The organism is Antricoccus suffuscus (assembly GCF_003003235.1).
GTDB classification, from domain to species: Bacteria; Actinomycetota; Actinomycetes; order Mycobacteriales; family Antricoccaceae; genus Antricoccus; species Antricoccus suffuscus.
The window spans coordinates 334,413-358,065 of the sequence record NZ_PVUE01000002.1; the positions used below are offsets into that span (position 1 = coordinate 334,413).

Consider the following 23,653-nt stretch of genomic DNA (forward strand, 5'->3'; position numbering starts at 1 on the left):
GCACGGTGCTGAGAATCGACCGTGAGCCGACGCCGCGACACGCGGACGGACGCCTTACCATTGATGGGATATGACTTCATTGCCCAGCGATTCTCAGACGGCTCCTGCCACCGATCACGCGCCTCGCAACGGTGGCGCCGGACGTCGCTATCAGATCAAGACCTACGGCTGCCAGATGAATGTGCACGACTCCGAGCGGCTGGCCGGCGTACTCGAGGCCTCTGGTTATCGCAGCGCGTTGGAGGACGAAGAGCCGGACCTGATCGTGTTCAACACGTGTGCGGTCCGGGAAAACGCGGACAACAAGCTCTACGGCAATCTCAGTCACCTCGCACCGGTGAAGCGCGCCAACCCCGACTTGCAGATCGCGGTCGGTGGCTGTCTCGCCCAGAAGGACCGCTCTACCATCGTGGACAAGGCGCCGTACGTCGACGTGGTGTTCGGCACCCACAACGTCGGATCGCTGCCCACATTGCTCGACCGTGCTCGGCACAACCAAGAGGCCCAGGTAGAGATCCTCGAGGCGCTCGAAGAGTTCCCATCGGCGCTGCCGGCGAAGCGGGATGCGGCGTATGCCGGATGGGTATCGATCTCGGTCGGCTGCAACAACACCTGTACCTTCTGCATCGTGCCGGCCCTTCGTGGCCGGGAGAAGGACCGCCGACCGGGCGATGTCCTCGCCGAGGTACAAGCACTCGTCGCAGACGGCGCGCTCGAAGTTACGTTGCTCGGCCAAAATGTGAATTCGTACGGCGTGTCATTCGGGGAACGCACGGCGTTTTCTCAGCTGCTCAAGTCGTGCGGTCAAATCGACGGGCTCGAGCGTGTCCGCTTCACCTCACCACATCCGCGGGACTTCACCGACGACGTTATCGAGGCCATGGCCACCACCGCCAACGTCTGCCATCAGCTGCATATGCCGCTGCAGTCCGGCTCGGCGAGGGTATTGCGCGCGATGCGCCGTTCCTACCGACCCGATCGCTATCTCTCGATCGTCCGAAAGGTCCGCGAAGCGATGCCCGACGCGGCGCTGACAACGGACATCATCGTCGGATTCCCCGGTGAGACCGAAGAGGACTTCCAGCAGACGCTCGACGTCGTCGAGCAGTCACAGTTTGCCACCGCATTCACCTTCCAGTACTCGCCCCGGCCCGGTACGCCGGCAGCGACCATGGACGATCAACTGCCCAAAGAAGTCGTCCAAGAGCGGTATGAACGACTGGTCAAGCTGCAAAATCAGATCTCGTGGGACCTCGGCAAGAACCTCATCGGCACCGAGACCGAGGTGCTGGTTGCCGACGGTGAAGGACGTAAGGACAAGGCCACCGACCGGATGAGCGGGCGTGGACGCGATGGCCGCCTGGTGCACTTCACCCCGATCGGCCCGCGAGTCGACGGTGCCGTCCGCCCCGGTGACGTCATCACGACCAGGATCACGCAGGCCGCACCGCACCATCTTGTCGCAGACGGCGACGTGCTGACTCACCGGCGTACGCGGGGCGGGGACGCGCACGAAGCGCGGCACAATGCGCCCGTTGAGAAGGGTGTCTTTCTCGCGATGCCGACCGTGCGGCGCGCGACCTAGCTCTGGACCGACTTCTCGGCCTCGGCGAGCCACTCGCGGCGTGCGTCGAGAGCCTGCCGGGCCTCGTCGATCTTCTTGGCGTTACCGGCCGCCTCGGCTTTACTCAGCGCGGTCTCGGCCTTGGTCACCGCCTCGCGCATATTCAGCAGAATCGGGTTGGACTCGGCAGCGGACCGTTTCCATTCTGCGTCCTCGGCATCGCGTACTCGTCGTTCGACCTTTTTGAGCCGATCTTCCAATGGACGCATCGCCTCGCGCGGCACGTGCCCGATCTGTTCCCATTTGTCCTGGAGATCTCGAAGCGCGGACTTCGCCTCCTCCAGGCTGTTCGCGGGGTCGATCTTGTCGGCCGAGTCGAGCAGCTGCTCCTTGGCTTTCTTGTTGTCGAGCTGTTCGGAGTCCCGTACGTCGAACACGGCGCTGCGAGCAGCGAAGAACTTGTCCTGCGCGGCACGGAACTGCCCCCAGAGGTTGTCTTCGCTGTCGCGTGGCGCGCGACCGGCCGCCTTCCAGTCGCTCATCAGCGACTTCATCTTCGATGCGGTCGGGCCCCAGTCGGTCGAGGTGGAAAGTTCCTCGGCTTCTGCGACGATCTTTAGCTTGACTTCTTTGGCAGCCTCGCGTTGCTTGTCCAGCTGGGCGAAGTGCGACCCACGGGCCTTGCTGAAGGCATCGCGGGCGCTACTGAAACGCTTCCACAGAACGTCGTCGGTCTTGCGGTCGACGCCCTTGATCGCCTTCCATTCTTCGATGATCGCGCGCAGCCGGTCGCCGCTCGCCTTCCATTGGGTGCTGGTCGAGAGCTGCTCGGCCTCGGCGGCGAGCGCCTCTTTGGCGGCAACCGCATCCGCGCGTGCCTGTGCCTTGGCGGCGGCGACTTCTTCCTTTTTTACGGAGGTCTTCTCAAGCAGTTCACCGAGTTGCTTGTCCAGTGCGCCGAGATCACCGATCACGGCGGCGTCGGCAAGCGAGGCGCGCATCTGGGTCGCGAGCTCTGCGGTGTGCTGCGGGTTGCCGGCACCGGACTCGAGACGGCTCGCGAGCAAGCTCACCTCGGTGGCGAGGTCGTCGTACTTGCGGGTGTACAGCGCGAGGCCCTCTTCGGGCGCGCCGGCCTGCCACGACCCCACCACGCGCTCACCCTCGGCAGTCCGCACGTAGACGGTGCCGTCGTCATCGACACGACCCCACTCGTTGCTGGCAACCATTGCGATGAGACCTCCGGCGTACGACATTTGCTAAGTCCCGATGGCAGACCGACAGGTTATGCGCCTGCGCCGCCCTCGGCTCGGTTTGGTAATTCTCACACTGTGCGAGTGCGCACGTTGCGGTGGGTCGGCTCGGGGAGTGGTGTCGCGACTGGCGCGGTCGCGGTCTGCGCAGCGGTGACGACTATCGTGACCGGCGGATGTGTTGAGCCGGAACGGGAGTCAGGTAATTGGCGGTGGTGTCGATATGAGCGTGCAGAGTGCGGAGGTCATCGTCATCGCCGGGCCGACGGCGTCAGGAAAGACCGATCTCGCGCTCGATGTGGCCGAGTTGCTCGGCGGCCCCGAGGCGGTGGAGATCATCAACGCCGACTCGATGCAGGTCTATCGAGGAATGGACATCGGCACGGCGAAGCAACCGCTGGGCCAGCGCCGCGGCATCGTGCACCACTTACTCGACATGTGGCCGATCGGGCACGCGGTGACGGTCGCGGACTACCAGGCCCGCGCCCGTGACTGCGTCGACGCGATTCGGTCGCGGTCGCGCATCCCGATGCTCGTGGGCGGATCGGGGCTCTACATCAAGGCGGTGATCGACGACCTCGATTTCCCTGGCACCGATCCCGAGGTGCGCGCGCGGCTTGAGGCGGAGCTGCGCGAACAAGGCACGTTCGCGCTGCATCGCCGACTCGTTCGGCTCGACCCGGCTGCCGCCGAACGTATTCTTTCCACCAACGGTCGCCGGATCGTGCGCGCCCTCGAGGTCATAGAGATCACCGGGGCGCCGTTCGAGGCGCAGCTGCCCGCCGATGAGAAGACGAACACTGAGCATTACCGGGCCGTCCAGATCGGGCTGGACCGGGCGGACCTTGCCGACCGGATTGCGTTGCGCGTGTGCCGGATGTGGGAGCAGGGCTTCGTCGAGGAGGTGCGCGCCCTTGAGGCCGACGGGTTGTCGGCGACGCGGACCGCGAGCAAGGCACTGGGGTATCAGCAGGTCCTGCGGCTGCTGTCTGGCGAACTGACCGAGGCCGAGGCTATCGAGCAGACGATTAGTGCGACCCGGCGGTTTGCCCGTAAACAACGCGCATGGTTTCGCCGCGACTCGCGGATCCACTGGTGCGACGCGGCCGAACAGGCGCTACCCGAGCGCGTGCTGAGTACGATTAACCAGTGGCCCAGCAACCAATAGACACCGCCTCGACCCAGCTCGCTGTCGACTTCGCGAAAGGTCATGGCACCGAGAACGACTTCGTGCTGATCCCCGATCCCGACGGCCGACTGACCTTGACCGAGGCCGACGTACGCCTGCTGTGCGACCGGCATGCCGGAATCGGCGGCGACGGTGTGATCCGGGTCGTACGACGCAGCGCTGAGACCGACGAGCAGACCGGAGTGCCGGATGTCCAGGACGCCGAGTGGTTTATGGACTATCGCAACGCCGATGGGTCGGTGGCGCAGATGTGCGGCAACGGCGTACGCGTATTTGCCCGCTACCTGCAACGGCTCGGCTTCGTCGACTCCGCCGACCTACCGGTCATCACCCGGTCCGGCGTCAAGCTGGTCAGCTTCGGCGTGGATGGCCGCATCACCGTTGACATGGGCCCGGCGGAAGATCTCGGAACGTCGGCGGCCACCGTTCGTGCCTTTGACTCGAAGGCCGAGTACGCCGGGCGTGCGGTGTCGATGGGCAACCCGCACCTAGCCTGCGACCTCTCCGGGGAGCCGGCCGCGGTCGCGGGTCTCGATCTGTCCCGCGCACCGTCGTACGACGCGTCGTTCTTCCCGGAGGGAGTCAACCTCGAGTTCTTCGAGCAGGTCCCGGGGGCGTCGGAGACCGACGCGCATGTGCGGATGCGCGTCTACGAACGAGGTGTCGGTGAGACGCGTTCGTGTGGAACCGGCATCTGCGCGGTCGCGTACGCCACACTCGCGAATGCCGGCAAGACCGAAGGCACGGTCATCGTCGACGTACCCGGGGGACGGCTGCTCACCGCCGTAAGTCCCGCGACGGTGCTGCTGACCGGACCGGCCGAGATCGTTGCGGAAGGGTCTACGGTTCTGCTGCGCGGCCGCTAACGGATCGTCGACCACGCGACGCGTGCCCCGGGTCGGGGCATGAAGCTGATTCTGAGCGCCGGATCGGTTTCGGTGGGTGGGCGATCAAACTCAGATGCGGTTACCGAGCGGACGTGGGATCATAGGAAGACGATGACGCAAACCAACCGAACGATCGACCCGACCACGAACAAGCATGCCACCGGGGCCGCGCCACGAAACGACACCGGTGGCTACGACCTCGAGGACCGTCAGTCGCTGCGCCGAGTCTCCGGACTGTCGACCGAACTCGAAGACGTCACCGAGGTCGAGTACCGCCAGTTGCGCCTGGAGCGCGTCGTGCTGGCAGGGCTCGATCTCACCGGGAGCCCGCGGGCGGCGGAGAACTCACTCAAAGAGCTCGCCGCCTTGGCCGAGACGGCCGGCTCGGAAGTGCTCGATGGCGTGATCCAGCGACGCACCAACCCGGACCCGGCGACGTACCTCGGCTCGGGCAAGGCCCGAGAGCTCGCCGACATCGTCCGCGCGACCGGTGCGGATACGGTCATCTGCGACGATGAGCTGTCGCCGTCCCAACGCACCGCTCTCGAGGGCGTCGTCAAGGTGAAAGTCATCGATCGGATCGCCTTGATCCTGGACATCTTCGCTCAGCACGCCAAGAGCCGGGAAGGTAAGTCGCAGGTGGAGCTTGCGCAGCTGCAGTATCTCTTGCCGCGTCTTCGCGGCTGGGGTGAGTCGATGTCGCGTCAGGCCGGCGGGCGGGTCGGCGCCGAAGGCGGCGGTATCGGTGGCCGCGGGCCCGGTGAGACCAAGATCGAGCTCGACCGGCGACGGATTCACCAGCGAATCGCCAAGTTGCGCCGCGAGATTGCCGCGATGAAGACGAGCCGTGACACTAAACGAGCCTCCCGCCAGCGAAGTCATGCCGCCGCCGTGGTGATCGCCGGTTACACCAACGCGGGCAAGTCGACCCTGCTCAACCGGCTTACCGGAGCGGGAGTGCTGGTCGAAAACGCACTGTTCGCGACGCTTGACCCGACCGTGCGGCGCGCAGAGACCGCTGACGGTCGTGAATACACGATCGCGGACACCGTCGGGTTTGTCCGTTCGCTGCCGCATCAGCTGGTCGAGGCGTTTCGCTCGTCCCTGGAAGAAGTCGAATCGGCGGACCTGGTGCTGCACGTGGTCGACGGAGCCGATCCGGACCCGGAAGGGCAGATCAGCGCGGTTCGTGAGGTCTTCGCGCAGATCGGCGCCAAGGACGTTCCCGAGCTCATGGTCATTAACAAGGCCGATGCGGCCGACCCCGAGGCGATTGAGCGTCTCGAGCGATCCTTGCCGGGAAGCATTGCGGTCTCCGCCGTGACCGGTATGGGTATCGACAAACTGCTTCTCGCGATCGAGACCGCGCTGCCGCGTCCACGGATCGATTTCGACGTCCTCATTCCGTACGAGCGCGGCGATCTGGTCGCCCGGCTGCATGATGAGGCGGACATCGCCACGACCGAATACCTGCCAGACGGTACGGCGCTGACCGGCCGCGCTTACCCGCAAGTCGCTGCCACGCTCGAGGCCTTCGCTCGCTGAGCGCACCCGACGCGCGTGGCCTGTGAGGTACGGCGACCTAGAGCGCGCCCCCGCGTAGGCTGTTCGCCGTGACCCGTACACCCGACGCCGACGACCCGCGCCGTGTTCCGGTCAGCCAATGGCCCACCGCGGACCGCGCGTGGTATCCGGCGCGCTGGCTGGCGATAGCCTGCACGGTCCTGTTCGCGCTCGTTACCGCCGACGTGCTCGCGGACGGCTTACTGCGGCACTTTGACGGAGTCCTCGCTGGTTGGATTCGGACTGTCGGCCTACGCGATTCTGCCGTGGGCAGTGCCATCGGGTACGTGCTCAGTCAGACGGGTGGCCGGGCGACCAATCTGGTGTGGATTCTCGTGCTGTGCATCGTCATCGCGGTGAAGTCTCGCAACTTTGTTCCGTTCGTGCGTCTGGCACTCGGTGTGGCGCTACTGAGTGCCGCCATCTACACCTCGAAGTTCCTTATCGCGCGGACGTTTCCGACCGATCCGCGCGGAGATCTGCTGCATGCCGTCGGCTATAACGATTCCTATCCATCCGGACATCAAGCGAACGCTATTTTGCTGAGCAGCATCGGTGCCTGGATCGCCGTCGACTACATAGCAACAGTATGGGTACGACGGGTGGTCTGTATATATGCGATCGCCGGGCCGATCATCGCTGCTTTTGCCGTGCTGTTCATGAACTATCACTGGCTCAGCGACATTATCGCCGGCGCAAGCGTGGGCATCGTGCTGCTATGGATCGCACGGCGGGCCAGCGTTACGAAAATGGGGCGGCGGGTCGAGGATTGGTTCGAGACCGGGTTAGCCGCGACCGTCGCAAAGTGGCTCGGCCGGTCACCGGTCGATGAACACTAGGAGACAGGCGCATTAGGAGATGGGTGCGCGGTGCCTCACGAGTGACGATGTCGCTCATTGCCGCTACGGCGGGCACGCTGCTCGGTGTTCCTGCTGCGGCCGCGGCCCCGGCGTACGCCGCTGGTACTGACGTCTGCACGGTCACTGATTCGCGAATCGTCGAAGGCAGCGGCCTGCTCGTGCGGCCCGACGGCTACGACATCATCAATGACAGCGGCGATCAGGTCGAGGTATTCCACCTCGACCAAGAGTGCCAGACGACCGCGGTCTCGGTGGTGGCGATCGATCCGCGTGACACCGAAGACCTAGCACGCGGTCCGAATGGGCTTCTGTACGTCGCCGACATCGGCGACAATAACGCCGTCCGTGACAGCGTCGCGCTCGAACTAGTGGATCCCGCGGATCCCAGCCTCGCGCAGATCCGCCGCTTTCGCTATCCCGACGGCGCCCACGACGCCGAGTCGCTGTTCGTGCAGTCGGACGGACGCATCGTGATTGTCACGAAGAGTCTGACCGGTCTCAGCGGCGTCTATCGCAGCTCCGAGCCGGTGGACATCGCCCCCGGTGCAACCGACATGCCGCAGCCGCTGGACAAGGTCGGGGACCTGCGGATCGACAAGACCGATACTCCTGGTGGACCGGTGGGATGGCTCGGCTCACGACTCGTGACCGGGGCCGCCGCTTCTGCAGATGACACACTGATCGCGCTCCGCACGTACACCGACGCGTATATCTGGGACCTCGACAGCCCCGACATCGCGGGCACACTCGTCGGCAAGAAGGCGACAGTCATACCGCTTCCGCCATCTCCGCAGGGCGAGGCAATCGCGTTCGCGCCACAGACAAATGACATCTACCTATTCGGCGAGGGGCAAAACGCCACACTCAGCGTGTTGCCGGTGACGACGACCCCAGGAGACGCAGTCGCTAGTCGGCAGGTCGCCGTCGGTGACGACGCCCGTGTACCTGCCCGCAACGACGTGTTGCCGTACGTCGTGATCGGTGCGATCTTGCTAGCTTGCGCAGGCGTATTGCTCGTCGCCATACGCCTGCGCAAGCCTCGTCACGGCGACTAGACCCGACGCAGGACCGATACGACGCGGCCGAGAATCGCTGCGTCGTCGCCGTTGATGGGCTCGAACGCCTTGTTGTGCGGGACAAGCCAGGTATGTCCGTCGGTCCGCCGGTACGTCTTGACCGTTGCCTCGCCGTCAATCATCGCCGCCACAATGTCGCCCTGGTTGGCGTCGGGCTGCTGACGCACCACGACCCAGTCACCGTCGCAAATCGCCGCATCAATCATCGACTCGCCAACGACCTTGAGTAAGAACAGGGTGCCGTCGCCGACCAGTTCCTTAGGCAGCGGGAACACGTCTTCGACCGCCTGCTCGGCCAGGATCGGGCCACCAGCGGCGATGCGTCCGACGACCGGCACGAACGAGGGTGTCGGGAACCGGGCGTCATAGCGGGGAATGACCGCGGCATCGCCCGCAGCCTGCGCGGGCGTGCGGATGTCGACCGCGCGGGGACGATTGGCGTCACGGCGCAGAAATCCCTTCGACTGCAACGCGCGCAACTGATGAGCGACCGAGGACGGGGACGCGAGGCCGACAGCCTCACCGATCTCACGCACGCTTGGCGGATAGCCGCGAGTGCGGACTGACGCGCGAATCACGTCCATCACTTTGCGCTGCCGGACCGTGAGCCCACTCTCGTCCGGCGCCTCGGGGAACTGATGGACGGTGCCTTCAGACTTCGCGCCGTCGGCAGTCGCCTTCGGGGCGGCGCGTTTAGCCGCTCGCTTAGCGGCCGGCTTCGTCGATGTTTTCGCGCTCGCGCCGGCGACAGCCTTCCGCGCACCGGTTGTGGCATCGTCGGCCTTCTCGCCGCCCACGCCTGTCGCGCGTTTAGTGGTCGCGCTCTTGTCTGTTGAGTTGACCTTTTTGCTGGGCATGTGAACCTCTCACTCCGCGGGACTTCTGTATGAGCTGCCTGACTGTGTGCTTACCGTCTGTGTGTGCGTACCGTCGGTGTCTGCTTGCCGCCTGTTTGAACTGGCGGCCTCTCCGTGCTTGCGTGCTCAATGACTCTACGTAACGATTCGAACTAATGTACGTGCGACTCGCCGAAACCTATCGACATTCTGATTTTGTGTGTGTATAACTTAGTACGCAGGTTCGATAGTACACCCGTACTACGTGCGGATGCAAGCGTTCCGACCGGTTGTGGATAGGCCGCGTTGGCAGGGTCCATGGGCCGTCCGCGCGCACTCGTCCAGAATTGTCGGCCCCGAGGAGTAAGCAATGACTATGCAAACCACGAAGGCACATCGCAACGGTCCACACCGTAACCGCAAGTCGGGCCGCGCTGCGGCCGCACGGCCCGCGCAGGCCGAAATGTTCGCCCTTTCTGAGGACGGCGACGTGGTCGGTAGCGGCGCTGAAGAGCGCGCCGATCGCGCGAGCCGCGCTCAGCCGGATGTCCGACGAGGAGCTGCGGTCGGTCATCGAGCTTCGTTCGGGTCGTTCTCCCGGGCGAAGGTTCGTGTCGAGCCGCCGGCTCCTGCGATCGGTCTGTCTACGCGGTCTGGCGGTCGGGAGGAAGTCTCCGGTGCGCTGGCCAAGTTCGGCTTGCGACGTTTGGGCGGCTCGGCTGACTCAGTATCGCGATTGGATGAGTCGACGCCGCCAAGCTCGCGCGTCGAGTCCGCTCGTGGGTCCGGCGTCGATGACGCGGCCGGCGAGGAGTTGCCACCGTTGGTTCCGTCTGTCGTATCAACTTGCCGGGCAGATGCGAGATCGCGTCGGGTCAGCCGATTCGCCGTGCCACTTGGCGGTCGGTCTGATGTGCAGTTAGCTGCCGAGACGCACGTTGGTTTGGGTGCTCGAGTGGAGGTGTTGGGTGCTCGTGTGGAGGCGCAGGCAGCCCGCAACCTCGAGTCGACGATGATTCCGGTGGCCGCAGACGTCCGCCCCGTCACGCGAGCCGCCAGACGGGCGCGGCTCACTGTGCGTGGGCATATCGCGGTGATGGTGCTCATCGCGACTGTGATCGCCGGCGCGTCGGCGCTAGTTAACGCAAGCGGCGCGGGCACGGCGCCGGTGGCGGCGACTCAGGAAGTTCTGGTCAAACCCGGCGACACTGTGGGCAGCATCGCCTCACGATTTGCCGCGCCGGCCCACCGCGCCGACCTGGTCGCGCTCATCCGGGCCGCGAATGGCCTGAGTGGGTCTGTCGACGCGCCACTGCCGGCCGGCGACTACCTGATCGTGCCCGCGTACTGAGGTTTGTTGCCCGACCCAAGCCGGCTAGTTCCGGCGACTTTCATGAATTCGGCTCAAAGTACTTGCAACCTCCCTATGGTGGGCTTAACCTGATACCACAACATATAGTAGTTACATGGATGTGTTTCATCCACAGGTTGGGGTGGGTTGTCCACGATTCGTACACCGGTCGTCCACAACCAATCCCACAGTTATCCGCAAATTGTCCCCAGGCCGACGTCGGCCAGGGCTAATGGTTGAAGGGAGTTGTGCCATGCGTTGCCCATACTGCCGGCACTCAGACTCCCGTGTGACCGACTCTCGTGAGGTCGACGACGGCCAGTCGATCAAGCGCCGCAGATCCTGCCAGGGATGCGGACGGCGATTTACGACGCTGGAAGAGGCGATGCTCGCCGTCGTCAAACGCTCCGGCGTCTCCGAACCGTTCAGCCGGGACAAAGTCATCAGTGGCGTCCGGCGTGCCTGTCAGGGCCGCCCAGTAGGCGAGGACCAGCTTGCGCTACTTGCGGAGCAGGTAGAAGACACCGTTCGTGCAAGTGGTGCGGCCGAGGTGCCCAGTAACGAAGTCGGGCTGGCGATTCTTGGGCCGCTTCGCGCTCTGGACTCCGTCGCCTACCTCCGGTTCGCCAGTGTCTACCGATCATTCGCGTCGGTCGCGGACTTCGAGGCCGAGATTGCGCTGTTGCGTGAGTCCGGCGCCGTCGACAGGGACACCACCGAGGATGCAAGTCAGGGCCAGGCCAGCAAAGACCCGCCAACCAAAGACCTACCAAACAAGGACCGGCCAACCAAGGACCGGCCAACCAAGGACCGGGCAACCAAAGAAGGAGCCGCCGACGACTCGTCGGACACCCTGGTTCCCAGCGCCCCTTCGTGACGATCACGCGTAGCCACCGAACGACAACTCAACGGAACTAGAAGAGCACAACCCAATCACCGACGATTACCGCCGAGCGACGTATCGCGACCGCGGCCGATCGCTTCCCATCGTCGGTGATGCCTGAACGAACTACCCCCGGCCACACCAGAACGAGAGGACCCCGGTCTCATGACGGAGACAACACACTCGGCGAAGAGCGACGAGCCCACCACCGACGCGGCGGAAGCGAAGAAGGCCACTGCGAGTGCAAAACCCACCTATTCGGCCAAGGGACTGCGGCTCGAGCGGGTATTCAGCAGCGATGACGTCAATCCGCTCGACGAGGTGACCTGGCAGCGCCGTGACGTCGTGATGACCAACTGGCGCGATGGCTCGATCAACTTCGAGCAGCGCGGGGTCGAGTTTCCGGACTTCTGGAGCCTCAACGCGACCAACATTGTCACGACGAAGTACTTCCGCGGCGCTGTCGGCAGTGACACCCGCGAAAACAGCCTGCGCCAGCTCATCCACCGAGTCGTGAGCACCTATCGTGAAGCTGGTGAGCTCAACGGCTACTTCCGTAGCGCCAAGGATGCGCAGATCTTCTCGGACGAGCTCACGTGGATGTTGTTGCATCAGGTCTTCAGCTTCAACTCGCCGGTGTGGTTTAACGTTGGAACCTCGGCGCCGCAGCAAGTTTCGGCGTGCTTCATCTTGTCGGTCGACGATACGATGGACTCGATCCTCAACTGGTACCGCGAAGAGGGTCTGATCTTCAAAGGTGGTTCGGGCGCGGGGCTCAACCTGTCCCGGATCCGTTCCAGCAAGGAACTGCTCTCATCAGGCGGGACGGCCTCAGGCCCGGTGAGCTTCATGCGGGGCGCCGATGCGAGCGCCGGAACGATCAAATCCGGTGGCGCGACTCGGCGTGCGGCCAAGATGGTCGTCCTGGATGTCGATCACCCCGACGTCGAAGAGTTCATCGAGACGAAGATGCGTGAGGAAGACAAGATTCGCGCGCTGCGCGATGCGGGCTATGACATGGATCTTGGCGGCAAGGACATCGTCAGCGTTCAGTACCAAAACGCCAACAACTCGGTGCGTGTCAACGACGAGTTCATGCGCGCGGTCGACGACGGTACCGAGTTTGGGCTGCGCGCCCGCGGCACCGGAGAGGTCATCGAGACCGTTGACGCGAAGTCGCTATTTCGCAAGATGAGCGAGGCCGCATGGGCATGCGCCGATCCGGGCATCCAGTACGACAGCACGATCAACGACTGGCACACCAACCCCGAAAGCGGCCGCATCACGGCGTCCAACCCGTGCTCGGAATACATGAGTCTCGACAACTCGTCGTGCAACCTCGCCTCGATCAACTTGATGAAGTTCCGCACGGCCGATGGCGGGTTCGACTCGGCGAAGTTCGAGAAGACCGTCGAGTTCATCATCACCGCGATGGATATCTCGATCTGCTTCGCCGATTTCCCGACCGAAGCGATCGGCGTCACGACGCGTGCCTTCCGCCAGCTAGGCATCGGCTATGCCAACCTCGGTGCGCTGCTGATGTCGAATGGGCTCGCCTACGACAGCGAAGGCGGCCGGGCGCTGGCGGCATCGATCACCTCGTTGATGACTGGTACGGCCTACAAGCGCTCCGCCGAACTGGCCGGCATTGTCGGTCCGTACGAGGGATATGCGCGCAACGCCGACGCACACACTCGGGTCATGCGTAAGCACGCCGCCGCGTCGGACTCTGTTCGCTCGATCCACCACACCGACGCGGCCGTACTCAAGCACGCCGAAGGCGTGTGGGCCAAGGGATTGGAAGTCGGCAAGAAGAACGGCTGGCGCAACGCGCAGGCCTCGGTCATCGCACCGACCGGAACCATCGGGTTCATGATGGACTGCGACACGACCGGCATCGAGCCGGACTTCTCGTTGCTGAAGTTCAAGAAACTCGTCGGCGGTGGATCGATGCAGATCGTGAATCTCACCGTGCCGGCTGCCTTGCGCACGCTCGGCTACCAGGAGGAGCAGGTCGAGGCCATCGTCGAGTACATCGCCGAACACGGGCACATTATCGACGCGCCAGGACTCAAGACCGAGCACTACGAAGTATTCGACTGTGCGGTCGGTGAGCGTGCGATCTCGCCGATGGGCCACGTGCGGATGATGGCCGCGACCCAGCCATTTATCTCGGGCGCGATCTCCAAGACCGTCAACATGCCGGAACAGGCGACGATCGAGGAAATCGAGGACATCTACTTCCAAGGATGGAAGCTCGGGCTCAAGGCGCTGGCGATCTACCGCGACAACTGCAAGGTCGGTCAGCCGTTGTCGACAAAGAAGAAGGACAAGGTTGACGAGCCTGTCGTCGAGACCGTGATCGAGCGTCGCCCGACGCGCAAACGGCTGCCGAAGAAACGTCCGAGCATGACGACGTCGTTCAGTGTCGGGGGAGCAGAAGGCTACCTGACAGCCGGTTCCTATCCGGACGACGGACTGGGCGAAGTGTTCCTCAAGCTAGGCAAGCAGGGCTCGACCCTCGCCGGCGTGATGGATGCGTTCTCGGTGGCGATCTCGATCGCGCTGCAGTACGGCGTGCCTCTCGAGCAATATGTCGAGAAGTTCACGAACATGAGGTTCGAGCCGGCAGGCATGACCGACGACCCGGACATCCGACTCGCGCAGTCGGTCATCGACTACATCTTCCGCCGGCTCGCGCTTGACTACCTGCCGGAGGAGAAGCGTGCCGAGCTCGGTATCTTCTCCGCCGCAGAACGCGCCGCGCAAGTCGCGGACGACTACGACACGCCGAGCAGCCGTAGCGACGACGACAGCGACCAGATCGACCTCGAAGGCCTCGCCTCGTCCGCACCGATCAGCGCTCCGCAGACGTCTGCAGCGGCACCGGCTCCGGCTAACGTCGGATCGTCCGCGGAGCTCATGGAGATGGTCCAAGGTAAGGGCGCGGATGCACCGCTGTGCCTATCGTGCGGCGTGAAGATGCGCCCCGCCGGTTCATGCTATGTCTGCGAAGGCTGCGGCAGCACCAGCGGCTGCAGCTAGCCACCTAGCTGCCGCGAAGCGCAGCCAAGGAGGGGCGAACGACCTACCCAGGTCGTTCGCCCCTCCTTTTGTGTCGCTGGATTTGCGTGGTCTATAGGGATTTGCGCGGTCTATAGGTATTGGGCGAGCCGTTCGCCGTGTACGACGCGCGCCGGAAGGCCGGCGCGCACAGTACGACGCATCCAGCCCGCGATAGGCAGGGGATCGCGCGACGCCGCGACGATGACATTGCCGTAGCGTCTGCCGCGCAGCACCGACGGATCGGTGACGAACGCCATCGAGTGGGTGTGCGACGTTTGTGGCCGAAGGTCGAGCGCAGACACCAGAGCGCGCAGCTCTCGGCGAGTCAGTTCCATCCCCGGCCGATCGGCGACATTCGATATATAGATGCCACGGGGCCCTAATACCCGGGTGGACTCCCTCATGAGACCGTCATCCTCCAGATGCGCTGGGGTGTTACGTCCCACAAATGCATCCCGGATGATCACATCGATGGTCCCGTCCGGAGTCTGTTGCAGCGCCCGCAGCGCATCATCGTGCACGAGTCGGAACCGCCTGGATGAGCGGATTCCGAACTGCGCGCGCACGAGGTCGATCAACGTGCCATCGATCTCCACTATTGACTGCCGCGAGCCCGGGTGGGTGATCTCGACGTACACCGCCAACGTGCATGCGGCGCCACCGAGATGCAGCACTCGCAGTGGTACGCCGGTGGGCTCGAGGCTGTCGAGTAGATCGCCGATCCACCGGGTGTACTCGAACTCCAGATGGGTCGGATCGTCCAGCGCGACATATGAGGAGAGAACGCCGTCGAGAGTGAGGATCCAGCCACCTACGCGGTCGGCGTCCATCTGGATTTCTGCCTGGCCTGAGTCGATCGGATAGCTACCCGGCTGCGGGTCCGGTGGCGTAAAGCGCAACGCCTGGGCGGTCGCGCGGGGTAGCCAGGCGGCCCGGTCCGGCCGGCCCGCGGGCCGCCCGCGACGGCTTGCAGGCTGCCTCACTGCGGCGCCACATGACCGGACACGCACGAGTCCACATTGCCTGTCATACACCACAACGGCACTGTTTCGGCGAAGTCTGTCCACACGCATCCAGAGTTATCCACCGACTGTCGCATGGTCTGTTTCTCCGCTGTCATGTGCTCCAGGGTAGAGGCCATGACCACAGACAACGAACGCAGCGCATCAGAGTTCGGCCGCGCGAGCAGACGCGCCGCGGCTGCCCGTAGCGGCCGCAAGAAAAAGTCAGCACGGCCACGTAAGGGACCCACCCCGCCCCGGCGGCGACCGGACCTCCCGACGGCCCGTTTTGGAGAACAGTCGGGCGACGAGGAGGTAATGAAACTGTCCACTCCTTCTGACGTGCGGGCCGCGGTGCCGCATCTCATCGGGTTCAGGCCGGAGCGGTCGCTGGTGTTCCTCGGCCTCACCGGGGGCCGGCACCGGCTCGCTGTGACTGGCCGGATCGACGCGCCCATGGGTGCTGCAGATGCGGAGCACTGTGCCGACTCGGTCGCGGCCGTGGTACTGCGGACCGATGCCCGGCAGGTCCTGGTCGCATATTTCGGTCCGCTCCCGACAGCGACCGGTCACGAGTCGGACTCCGAAGAGCGCGATCTTGCCGACGAGTCAACGGTGCGTGACCTCGCCGGGCTGATCGAGGACCGACTCGGCGAAGCCGGAGTCGAGGTTGTCGCGTGGGTGTGGGAGGCCACGGAGGGTCGCAGACGCGCCGACGAGACGCGCGCTCCGTCGCCGGTCGAGGTGGCCTCGGTCGTGGCCGGACATCGCACGTTCGGTAGCCGAGCCGAACTCGCCGAACAGATCGCCGCGCGGCCCAGCGCTATGCGGCCAGTGATCGCCGAGACGATCGCCCGACTGGACGCGCTGCGGTTGCCGACCGAAGACCTGTTTGAAGGGTTTGAGGACCTGTTGGACCTGCGTGGTCAGTGGGATGACGACATACGAACCCTGCCGCCACTCACCGGCCAACAGGCGGCACTGTGCTGTCTGGCCCTCGACCGGTTTCCGATCCGGGACGTGCTGATCGGCTCGATAGCGCTAGCTCAGGAACCGAGCTATGAGGACCTGTGGTCCGAGGTTTTGCATATCGCGCCGGAAGAGTCGATCGCGCCGGTTGCATCGGTGCTGGCGATCGAGGTCTATCTGAAAGGCAATGGCGTGCTCGCCCGGTGCGCACTCGAGCGCGCGTTGCGCTCCAATCCGGACTACTCGCTCGCGCACCTCATCCAAAACTCGCTCGATAGCGGGCTGCCACCGGATGCGGTGCGAGCCGGGTTTGCCTCGGCAATGGCCCAAATACAGCAGGATGCGGCTAACTGACTGTGGGCGATTCGGGCGACGCGCTTTGGTGGGCCGGCGCGAGCGCCGAGGTCCCTACTGAGCTACCACGAAGACATGTTCGGCGACGTCGGGTCCGAAGACCGTCTCGCCGATCTGGATTCCGTCCCCGTTGCGGACCAACCGCACAGTTGCGCCGGGACGGATGCCGCCGGCCGCAAGCCGACCGAGAAGGTCCTCATCGGCTTGCAGATGTTCGGAGATGCGGCGCACGACGACGCTCTGACCATCGGCGGTCACCGTCTGCGCGATGGTCTTCAGTCCCGCGGTGTCCGACGGCGGGCTCGCCGCGCCGAGATCCTCGAGTCCGGGGATGGGATTGCCATACGGATCGAACTGCGCATCGGCGAGCAGCGACACGATCTTCTGCTCGACGTCGACGCTCATCACGTGCTCCCAGCGGCATGCCTCGGTGTGCACCTTCTCCCACTCAAGGCCCAACACTTCGACCAGGAGGAGCTCTGCGAGGCGGTGCTTACGCATGACCGCGGTAGCATGCGACCGACCTTCCTCGGTCAGTGCCAGATGACGGTCGCCCTCGACGTTGACCAAACCATCGCGTTGCATGCGGGCGACGGTCTGGCTTACCGTGGGACCGCTCTGATGCAGCCGCTCGGCGATGCGTGCCCGCAGCGGCACGATGCCAACCTCTTCGAGCTCGAAGATGGTCTTGAGGTACATCTCTGTGGTGTCAATGAGATCGTTCACCGGGCTCCTTAGATCAACGACCATCCTAATGGTCCGCGACGCTTGCCGGGCAGTGCGCTCGCCAGGCCGGTCGACGCGGTCGAATGACGCCACCGCCGTAGGCTGAATGTATGAGTTCTTACGACGAACCCGAAGGCCCAAACAACACGCGCGCCGGCACGCTATCGGACCCGATGATATCGGTAGCCGACCTTGCCGACGCGTTAACTGGCGCAACTACTCCCGTCCTGCTGGACGTCCAATGGGTGCTGGGCAAGCCCGACGCCGGTGCCGCGCTATACCGGACCATGCACCTGCCTGACGCGCAGTTTTGTGACCTCGACACGGTGCTGGCCGGGGAGATACGCGCGACGGGGGGACGACACCCGCTACCGGACCCGTCTTCGCTGCAACGTGACCTTCGCGTTTTAGGACTGTGCGAAGATCGCCCGGTCGTGGTGTACGACGCCGCGGACGGGTACGCCGCGGCGCGGGCGTGGTGGGTGCTCACCTGGGCCGGCATCCGCGACGTGCGGGTCCTCGACGGCGGGCTGCGTGCATGGTCGGACGCCGGCCAGCCCGTGGCGACCGGAGAGGTTGCGGCGCTCGCGGGTGACATCGTGGTTCGACCGGGAGCACTGCCGACGATCGACGCGGGCGGCATCATCGCGTTCGTGGAAGAGGGCGGCACGCTGCTCGATGCGCGCAGCCCCGAGCGGTTCCGCGGTGAACACGAGCCGGTCGATCCCATAGCGGGGCACATCCCTGGCGCGCGCAATCTGCCCACCACTGCGATTGTCGACGACGCCGGGCGCTACGTTGACGCGGCCGCGATGCGCGAGCGGGTGGACTCGGTCCGCACGACGGACGCCGATGGCGATGGCGATGGCGATGAGGAAACACCGGTCGCCGTCTACTGCGGCTCAGGCGTAACGGCAACGCACGTGATTCTCGGGCTACGTCGAATTGGAATCGATGCCGCCCTCTATCCGGGGTCGTGGAGCGACTGGATCACCGACCCCGATCGGCCGCGGGCCGCGGGGTAGCGTAACGCCATGACTAGCTCTGTTGCGGTTCTCTGGTCGGACGACCTTCTTAAGTACGACCTCGGCGGAGAGCATCCGATGCATCCTGTCCGGATCGACCTCACGATGAGACTTGCCCGCTCGCTCGGCGTACTCGACCAACCAAACGTGACGTTTGTCGACCCGGAGCCGGCCACCGCGGCGCAGCTCGAACGCGTCCACTCACCGCGCTACCTCGCTGCCGTACGCGACGCGCCTATGCAGCCGTGGGGCATCGGCCACGGACTCGGCACCGACGACAATCCGATCTTCTGGGGCATGTACGAAGCCTCCGCGCTCGTCGCTGGCAGCACCCTGCGGGCGGCGCAACTGGTCTGGAACAGAGAGTTCGACCACGCGGTCAACATCGGCGGTGGGCATCACCACGCCATGCCCGGCTCCGCCTCTGGTTTCTGCGTGTTCAACGACCTCACCGTCGCGATCGCCTGGCTGCTCGACCACGGCGCGCAGCGCGTCGCGTACGTCGACACCGACGTGCACCATGGCGACGGCGTTCAGGCCGCGTTCTACGACGACCCTCGCGTCATGACCGTGAGCATCCACGAGTCGCCCCTCACACTGTGGCCGCACACCGGTTTTGCCAGCGAATGCGGCACCGGCGACGCGTCCGGCTCCAGTATCAATGTGCCGATTCCGGCCGGCTCGACCAACGGCGACTGGCTGCGCGCGTTCGAGGCGACCGTGCCCAACGTGTTGCGCCAGTTCCGCCCTGAAATCTTGATCACGCAATGCGGCTGCGACTCCCACCATGAGGACCCACTCGCCGACCTGTCACTGACCGTCGATGGGCACAACGCGATCTACGCCCGCCTACGGGACTTAGCCAATGAGCTCTGCGACGGACGCTGGGTAGCGACCGGCGGCGGCGGCTACGGTCTGGTGCGCGCCGTACCGCGGTCCTGGACGCATCTGCTCGCGCAAGCCATCGGCGTACCAATTGATCTGGACACTGACATTCCGCAGAGTTGGTTAGACGACCTCGCCGCGACGAAGCTACCGCGGTTCCTCGGCACCAACTCCGGCTACGTGCAGCCGCCGGCGAAGATGGGCGAAGGCGCGTCGGTCGACTTCACGCCCTGGGACGGCGACGAAAAAGACCCCCTCGATCGGGCCATCATCAAGGCGCGACAGGCCTTCTACCCGCTCGTCGGGCTCGACCCTGCCGACCCTCGGGACTGATCCGGCGCGATCCGCGCGCACACCCCAACTACACAATCGACCACTTACAACTGAAACCAACAGAACGACTCGTGAATCGAGAGCGACTAAACATGAGTGACGACCCCGACACCGAAGTCACCGCGCAGACCTCGCCTGCCGCCGACCAACCCCCGGCGCCGATCGGCAAAGACACGCCGAACTACCCATCGGACCTGGAAGCGGATGTCGTCGCGTCCGACGGTGGGACGGTGCACGTGCGCCCGATTGTGCCGGGCGACGCGGACAAGCTCGAGCAGATGCACGCGCGGACCTCCGAACGCACCCGCTACCTCAGATTCTTCGGCCCCATGCCGCGCATTCCCGCGCGCGAACTAAAACGGTTCGTCACCGTCGACTATCACGACCGGATGGCGTTCGTGGTGTTCCTCGGCGCCGAACTGATCGCGGTCGGCCGCTACGACCGGTACGCCGGCAAAGACGACGCCGAGGTCGCCTTCCTCGTCGAGGATGGCCAACAGGGCCGTGGCCTCGGGCCGATGTTGCTCGAACATCTCGCCGCAGCAGCACGGGTCAACGGCATCAAGCGATTCACCGCAGAGGTGCTCGCCGAAAACAGTCGGATGGTGCGCACCTTCATCGACGCCGGTTACAGCCCGAAACGGTCCTATGAGGAAGGCGTCGTACACCTCGAGTTCCCGATCGAGCCCACCGAGACCTCGGTTGAGGTGCTGTATGCCCGCGAGCAGCGGGCCGAGGCCCGGTCCCTCGAACGGCTGCTGACCGCGCGATCGGTCGCGGTGATCGGAGCGAGCAACGACCGCGGCAAGATCGGCCACGCGGTCCTGCGCAACCTTCTGGAATTCGGCCTTGCCGGGCCGATCTACCCCGTGCACCCGACGTCGCCGCATGTCTCCGGTGTGCCGGCGTACCCGACCGTGCTTGATATCCCGCACGATGTCGACCTCGCCGTCCTCGCGGTGCCGGCCGACCAGGTCGAGGGGGTCGTCGAGCAATGCGGTCAGAAGAAGGTGCGCGGGCTGGTCGTGATCTCCGGTGGCTTCGGTGAACGCGACGAAGACGGTCGCACCAAGCAACAAGACCTGGTGGAAACGGCGCGCGCGTACGGCATGCGGGTCGTAGGCCCCAACTGCCTGGGCGTGGTCAACACCAACGTCGACGTCCGCCTCAACGCGACCATCTCACCCAACGTGCCGCCGCCGGGACGGGTCGGATTTTTCTGTCAGTCCGGCGCGCTCGGCGTCGCCATCCTCGCCGATGCGGCGAGCCGCGGACTGGGCATGTCGACCTTCGTCTCGGCCGGTAACCGAGCCGATGTCAGCGGCAACGACCTGCTCCAGTACTGGTCCACCGACGACCGGACCGAAGTCATCCTGTTGCATCTGGAGAGTTTCGGCAACCCGCGCAAGTTCGCCCGCCTGACCCGAGGAATCGGGCGGCTGAAACCGATCATCGCGGTCAAGAGTGGTCGGCACGGCGCCAAGCCAGACCTCGCGGCCCGCGCGGCGAAGATGAGTGACTCTGTCGTCCAGGCGCTGTTCGAGTCATCCGGCGTGATCCGGGTCGACACGCTAGAGCAGGGATTCGACCTGGCATCACTACTTGCGCATCAGCCGTTACCGCAAGGGATCCGGGTCGCGGCGGTCGGCAACTCCTCGGCGCTTGGTGTGCTGGTCATCGACGCCTGCCAAGAGCAAGGCCTCCAGGTCGCTGACGGATATCCAGTCGACATCGGCCCCGAGGCGGGCGTCGAGGCGTTCGAAGAAGCGCTGCAGCAGGCGATCGACAGCGACGAGGTTGACGCCATCGTCGCGGTGTTCGTGCCGCCGGTCGTCACCGACTCCACGCCGTACGCCGAGGCGCTGGGACGGTTGAGTGCCACCTCGACAAAGCCGATCGCTACGACGTTTCAGGGCCTCAGCGGCGTGCCCAAGGGACTGCGGCTAGAAGGCGAGCACGGCGAGCTGCGGCGCGGCTCGGTCCCGTCGTATCCGACTCCCGAGCGCGCGGTGCTCGCGCTGGCGAGGGCCGCGACGTACTACCGGTGGCGTCATCACCCGACCGGTTCGATACTTGAGTACGCCGAGGCGCATCGTGACGTCGCCCGCGAGATCATCGACCAGGTGCTCGCCGACCACTCGGGCGGGCGCGCCCTCAGCCCGGAGGAGTGCCGCACCATACTGGGCGCCTACGGCATCGTCGGCGACCGCAGCGACCCCGGAAACGAGGGCGTGCCGGTTTCGGTGGGGTTGGTCGACGACCCGTCCTTCGGCGTGCTGGCCAGCTTCGGACTCAGCGGCCTGGCGACCGAGCTGTTCGGCGACATCGCCTACCGGGCGTTGCCGTTAACGGACTCTGAGATCGAGGAGCTGGTCAAGGCGCCGCGCGCCTTTCCACTGCTGACCGGTTATCGCGGCGCACAACCGGTGAAGCTCGAGGCCGTGTACGACCTGATTGGGCGTCTTGTGGCGCTGGCCGAAGACCTACCCGAGGTGCGATCGCTGACGCTCGACCCGGTAATCGCGACTGCCGAAGGTGTGCGGGTGACGCGCGCTAGCCTGCGCGTCGGACCGGCTCGGTCGTCGAATACCCCAGGCCCACGTCGGCTGGCCCCCGCCTACTGAGCCGGTGCTCAGGGCTGGGTCCGAATCGCCTGCCCGCACAAACACGCCCCGACGTACTCATGAAGTACGCCGGGGCGGGGGTGGTGCTGGACTGGTATGACGGTGCTGACTGGTCAGGACAGGTAGTCGCGGAGGCCTTCTGAACGTTCGGGCAGTCGCAACTTAGCCATCGTCTGACGCTCGATCTGACGGACTCGCTCCCGGGACATCCCGAACTCGCGCCCGATCTGCTCCAGGGTGAACGGCTTCTGACCGTCAAGCCCGAACCGGCGAGAGACCAGTGCGCGCTCGCGTTCGTCGAGATCAGCGACAACCTTACGTACATCGCTGCGCATCATGTCGAAACTGATCGCCTCGTCCGCCGCCGGCGTATCGGTGTCTTCGATGAAGTCTCCGAGCGCCGCGTCCTCGTCGGTACCGACGGTCTGATCGAGGCTCAAGACGTCGCGGGAATGCTCGAGTAGCTCGGCAACTTTGGACGGCTTGAGGTCGAGCTCGGAGGCGATGTCGTCGATCGTCGGCTCCTGGCCCATCTCCTGGTGCATCCGGCGACGGGTCCGCACAACTTTGTTGACCTGCTCGGCCAAGTGCACGGGCAGCCGCACCGAACGACCTGAATCGGCCATCGCGCGGGAGATCGCCTGACGAATCCACCAGGTGGCGTACGTCGAGAACTTGAAGCCCTTGGCGTAGTCGAACTTCTCGACCGCGCGGACCAGGCCGAGGTTGCCCTCTTGGATCAGGTCGAGGAAGGCGAGACCATGACCGGTGTAACGCTTGGCGACCGATACGACCAGTCGCAAGTTGGCCTCAAGCAGGTGCGACTTGGCGCCCTGCCCATCGACGACGACGGCGCGCAGGTTGCGACGTTTTGCAGGTGAGAACTTCTTGTCCGGGTCGCCGAGGAGCCGCTCGGCGTAGAGCCCCGCCTCGATGCGTCGGGCAAGGTCCACTTCTTGTTCGGCCGTCAGCAACTTAATCTTGCCGATCGACGTAAGATAGACGCGAACAAGGTCTGTTGAAGGCGCCGATTCGCCGGCTGCGGCTTTGTCCCAGTCGGTCGCGCCGGGCTCAGTGGAGTTGCCCGGTGTGGCAGTCAATGTGACAGTCATATCAACCTCTTTATGATCAATAGCCACGTGGCGACCTGTGGTGCAGGCGTCGTGGCCGTATCGGTGCGTTACGCGGTTCGTGACTGAGTCGTGAGC

18 protein-coding genes are annotated in these 23,653 nt (G+C 64.8%); 13 read left to right on the top strand and 5 right to left on the bottom strand.

Annotated features, from left to right (window positions below; all coding sequences use genetic code 11):
* The first annotated feature begins 70 nt into the window (after nucleotides 1-70).
* Nucleotides 71-1,585 (top strand): tRNA (N6-isopentenyl adenosine(37)-C2)-methylthiotransferase MiaB, encoded by a 1,515-nt coding sequence (miaB, locus tag CLV47_RS04405; protein ID WP_106347769.1) that lies wholly within the window; start codon nucleotides 71-73, stop codon nucleotides 1,583-1,585.
* Here the strand turns inward: miaB and CLV47_RS04410 are convergent.
* Nucleotides 1,582-2,793, bottom strand: coding sequence for a DUF349 domain-containing protein (locus CLV47_RS04410; protein WP_106347926.1), 1,212 nt, complete (start codon nucleotides 2,791-2,793; stop codon nucleotides 1,582-1,584). The genes miaB and CLV47_RS04410 overlap by 4 nt on opposite strands.
* Nucleotides 2,794-3,040: 247 nt before the next feature.
* On the opposite strand from CLV47_RS04410, the gene miaA reads away from it, so the two are divergent.
* The 5 genes from miaA (at nucleotide 3,041) to CLV47_RS04435 (ending at nucleotide 8,371) form a co-directional block, all read left to right on the top strand.
* The gene (gene miaA, locus CLV47_RS04415; protein ID WP_106347770.1) at nucleotides 3,041-3,985 is read left to right on the top strand and encodes a tRNA (adenosine(37)-N6)-dimethylallyltransferase MiaA; all 945 of its coding nucleotides are present in this window, start codon (nucleotides 3,041-3,043) and stop codon (nucleotides 3,983-3,985) included.
* Nucleotides 3,967-4,872, top strand: coding sequence for a diaminopimelate epimerase (dapF, locus tag CLV47_RS04420; protein ID WP_238145223.1), 906 nt, complete (start codon nucleotides 3,967-3,969; stop codon nucleotides 4,870-4,872). The genes miaA and dapF overlap by 19 nt, the downstream gene beginning before the upstream one ends.
* A 132-nt stretch (nucleotides 4,873-5,004) precedes the next feature.
* The gene (hflX, locus tag CLV47_RS04425; RefSeq protein WP_177557482.1) at nucleotides 5,005-6,438 is read left to right on the top strand and encodes a GTPase HflX; all 1,434 of its coding nucleotides are present in this window, start codon (nucleotides 5,005-5,007) and stop codon (nucleotides 6,436-6,438) included.
* 68 nt (nucleotides 6,439-6,506) lie between these two features.
* The gene (locus CLV47_RS04430; RefSeq protein ID WP_170110952.1) at nucleotides 6,507-7,295 is read left to right on the top strand and encodes a phosphatase PAP2 family protein; all 789 of its coding nucleotides are present in this window, start codon (nucleotides 6,507-6,509) and stop codon (nucleotides 7,293-7,295) included.
* Between the two features lie 41 nt (nucleotides 7,296-7,336).
* Nucleotides 7,337-8,371, top strand: coding sequence for a hypothetical protein (locus tag CLV47_RS04435; protein ID WP_146135279.1), 1,035 nt, complete (start codon nucleotides 7,337-7,339; stop codon nucleotides 8,369-8,371).
* Here CLV47_RS04435 and lexA read toward each other — a convergent pair.
* The gene (gene lexA / locus CLV47_RS04440) at nucleotides 8,368-9,249 is read right to left on the bottom strand and encodes a transcriptional repressor LexA (protein WP_106347774.1); all 882 of its coding nucleotides are present in this window, start codon (nucleotides 9,247-9,249) and stop codon (nucleotides 8,368-8,370) included. The genes CLV47_RS04435 and lexA overlap by 4 nt on opposite strands.
* 349 nt (nucleotides 9,250-9,598) lie before the next feature.
* On the opposite strand from lexA, the gene CLV47_RS04445 reads away from it, so the two are divergent.
* The 3 genes from CLV47_RS04445 to CLV47_RS04455 all read left to right on the top strand — a co-directional run bounded on the left by CLV47_RS04445 (nucleotide 9,599) and on the right by CLV47_RS04455 (nucleotide 14,507).
* Complete coding sequence (locus CLV47_RS04445) at nucleotides 9,599-10,579, top strand: LysM peptidoglycan-binding domain-containing protein (RefSeq protein ID WP_106347775.1); 981 nt, start codon at nucleotides 9,599-9,601, stop codon at nucleotides 10,577-10,579.
* Between the two features lie 289 nt (nucleotides 10,580-10,868).
* The gene (gene nrdR / locus CLV47_RS04450; RefSeq protein ID WP_238145224.1) at nucleotides 10,869-11,456 is read left to right on the top strand and encodes a transcriptional regulator NrdR; all 588 of its coding nucleotides are present in this window, start codon (nucleotides 10,869-10,871) and stop codon (nucleotides 11,454-11,456) included.
* A 171-nt stretch (nucleotides 11,457-11,627) separates the two neighbouring features.
* A complete protein-coding gene (locus CLV47_RS04455; RefSeq protein WP_106347777.1) occupies nucleotides 11,628-14,507 on the top strand; it encodes a vitamin B12-dependent ribonucleotide reductase in 2,880 nt (959 codons plus the stop codon).
* Between the two features lie 110 nt (nucleotides 14,508-14,617).
* Here the strand turns inward: CLV47_RS04455 and CLV47_RS04460 are convergent, their stop codons facing one another.
* Nucleotides 14,618-15,511, bottom strand: coding sequence for a spermidine synthase (locus tag CLV47_RS04460; RefSeq protein ID WP_170110953.1), 894 nt, complete (start codon nucleotides 15,509-15,511; stop codon nucleotides 14,618-14,620).
* A gap of 156 nt (nucleotides 15,512-15,667) precedes the next feature.
* Between CLV47_RS04460 and CLV47_RS04465 the strand changes: the two genes are divergently transcribed.
* A complete protein-coding gene (locus CLV47_RS04465; protein WP_170110954.1) occupies nucleotides 15,668-16,852 on the top strand; it encodes a DUF4192 domain-containing protein in 1,185 nt (394 codons plus the stop codon).
* A gap of 54 nt (nucleotides 16,853-16,906) precedes the next feature.
* Here the strand turns inward: CLV47_RS04465 and CLV47_RS04470 are convergent, their stop codons facing one another.
* Nucleotides 16,907-17,578: an iron-dependent transcriptional repressor DtxR gene (locus tag CLV47_RS04470; protein ID WP_106347780.1), complete on the bottom strand. Its 672-nt coding sequence runs from the start codon at nucleotides 17,576-17,578 to the stop codon at nucleotides 16,907-16,909.
* Between the two features lie 110 nt (nucleotides 17,579-17,688).
* Here CLV47_RS04470 and CLV47_RS04475 point away from each other — a divergent pair, with 110 nt between their 5' ends.
* The 3 genes from CLV47_RS04475 (at nucleotide 17,689) to CLV47_RS04485 (ending at nucleotide 22,445) form a co-directional block, all read left to right on the top strand.
* Nucleotides 17,689-18,603, top strand: a complete 915-nt coding sequence (locus tag CLV47_RS04475) for a sulfurtransferase (protein WP_238145225.1) — start codon at nucleotides 17,689-17,691, stop codon at nucleotides 18,601-18,603.
* Nucleotides 18,604-18,612: 9 nt separating this feature from the next.
* Nucleotides 18,613-19,821 (top strand): acetoin utilization protein AcuC, encoded by a 1,209-nt coding sequence (locus CLV47_RS04480; protein WP_106347781.1) that lies wholly within the window; start codon nucleotides 18,613-18,615, stop codon nucleotides 19,819-19,821.
* 92 nt (nucleotides 19,822-19,913) lie between these two features.
* The gene (locus CLV47_RS04485) at nucleotides 19,914-22,445 is read left to right on the top strand and encodes a bifunctional acetate--CoA ligase family protein/GNAT family N-acetyltransferase (RefSeq protein ID WP_106347782.1); all 2,532 of its coding nucleotides are present in this window, start codon (nucleotides 19,914-19,916) and stop codon (nucleotides 22,443-22,445) included.
* A gap of 113 nt (nucleotides 22,446-22,558) precedes the next feature.
* Here the strand turns inward: CLV47_RS04485 and sigB are convergent, their stop codons facing one another.
* Nucleotides 22,559-23,557, bottom strand: coding sequence for an RNA polymerase sigma factor SigB (gene sigB / locus CLV47_RS04490; RefSeq protein ID WP_106347783.1), 999 nt, complete (start codon nucleotides 23,555-23,557; stop codon nucleotides 22,559-22,561).
* Nucleotides 23,558-23,653: the final 96 nt, after the last annotated feature.